We start from the raw sequence: 1,923 nt of genomic DNA, 5'->3' as shown, positions 1-1,923 counted from the left end.
ACGTGAAAACTTGCAGGTCATCACCGGTGCACATACCACGCGGATCCTGATGGAAGGCACGCGAGCCGTGGGCGTCGAATTCCTGCAGGACGGTGAAATCAAGACCCTCAGGGCCGAGCGTGAGGTGTTGTTGTCGGCCGGTGCATTGCAATCGCCCCAAATCTTGATGTTGTCCGGCATTGGCCCTGCTACGCAGCTTCAACAGCACGGCATTGCCGTTGTCCATGACTTGCCCGGCGTGGGCGACAACCTGCAGGACCACATCGAAATCTGTCACGTCTACGAGGCAGGTTCGTCGGCGGGCTTGTTCGGCCTGTCGGTGCCGGGCGTGTGGTCCGTCATCAAGGGAATGTTCACGTGGGGCAAGTCCCGTAGAGGAGTGCTGACGTCAAATTTCGCGGAGGGCAATGGCTTTATGAAGACGCGGCCAGAGGAGGAGACCCCGGATGCCCAACTGGTATTCGTCGTAGCTAAACTCGTGGACCACGGTCGCACACTGCTGCCAGGTAATGGATATTCGATCCACGTTGTCCTGCTGCGGCCCAAATCCCGTGGCAGCGTTTCGCTTGCGAGCGCGGACCCTTTGGCGGCCCCGATGATCGACACCAATTTCCTGGCCGATCGAGACGATCTGGATCGCCTGGTGCGCGGTTTCAAGCTGGCACGCGAAATCATGCAACAGCCGGCGTTGACACGTCTTGGGGGCAAGGAGTCAAAAAACTCAGCAAGTTTGCAAACCGACGCGCAAATTGAAAAATTCATTCGCGATCACGCTGACTGCGCCTATCACGCGGTGGGAACCTGCCGCATGGGTGCGGGGCCACAAGACGTGGTGGATGATCGCTTGCGTGTAAAGGGGATCGAGGGCTTGCGTGTGGTGGATGCTTCCATCATGCCAGACGTCGTGTCTGGAAATACGAACGCGCCAACCATCATGATCGCAGAGAAGGCCGCTGACATGATCAAGGCGGATGCCCGTAGTCTGTCCAGGGAAGCAGTGTGCTCTTCATACTGAAAGACTTTATCCAATAAGGAGTAACACCTTGGGCGTTCTGGACGGAGTGCGCATCGTTGAGATTGCCGGCATCGGGCCGGGGCCGTTTTGCGGCATGTTGCTGGCCGATATGGGAGCCGATGTCATCCTGGTCGAACGGGCCGGGGCCAAGGATCGCGATCTGCTCGATCTAGGCAAGAGCGCTATCGTCAATCGTGGCAAACGTTCTTTGGCGCTGGACCTCAAGGACCCGAGCGCGATTGCCGCCGTGCTGAGACTGATCGATAACGCGGACGCCCTGATCGAAGGCATGCGTCCCGGTGTCCTGGAGCGCCTCGGCCTGGGCCCCGAGATTTGTCTGGCGCGCAACCCGGCCCTGGTCTACGGCCGGATGACCGGTTGGGGACAGGAAGGGCCGCTCGCGAAAGCGGCCGGGCACGACCTCAACTACATCGCGCTTTCGGGGGCTCTGTGGTTTTCAGGCGAGCCCGGAAGACCGCCATTGGCGCCTCCCACGCTGATCGGGGACCTGGGCGGTGGCGCCCTGTATCTGGCCATGGGAATTCTTGCAGGCATTTTGAACGCTCGCATCACAGGAGCAGGGCAAGTGGTGGATGCCGCAATTGTTGACGGCAGCGCAAACCTGATGAATCTTTTGCTATCCGCACGTGCCGCAGGGCAGCAGCCCTTTGAACGTGGCCGGGGCCTTCTCGATGGCCCGCACTGGAGTGGCACTTATACCTGCGCCGATGGCCTTTTTGTCAGTGTGCAGGCGCTGGAGCCACAGTTAAATGCTCTTCTTTTCAGCAAACTTGGCTTGGGCGCGGACCCCGATTTCAAGCATGCCTATGATCCTTCGCGTTGGGGGGCCCTGCGCGAGCGGATGTCGGCTTTGTTCGCTACCCAATCACGTCTTCACTGGGTAAGCC

General features: G+C 59.7%; 2 protein-coding genes. Both read left to right on the top strand.

Translation table 11 applies throughout. The annotated features are described in order from the left end of the window. A partial coding sequence (locus WCA53_RS25670; protein WP_423917039.1) for a GMC family oxidoreductase occupies positions 1-1,015 on the top strand: 1,015 nt, incomplete at its 5' end. Between the two features lie 28 nt (positions 1,016-1,043). Further along, positions 1,044-1,923 (top strand): CaiB/BaiF CoA transferase family protein (locus WCA53_RS25665; protein ID WP_423917037.1); only part of this gene is annotated, 880 nt, incomplete at its 3' end.

Origin of the sequence: Caballeronia sp. (assembly GCF_049581465.1) — a bacterium.
Classification (GTDB): Bacteria; Pseudomonadota; Gammaproteobacteria; order Burkholderiales; family Burkholderiaceae; genus Caballeronia.
This window is presented reverse-complemented; position numbering and strand designations above follow the sequence as displayed.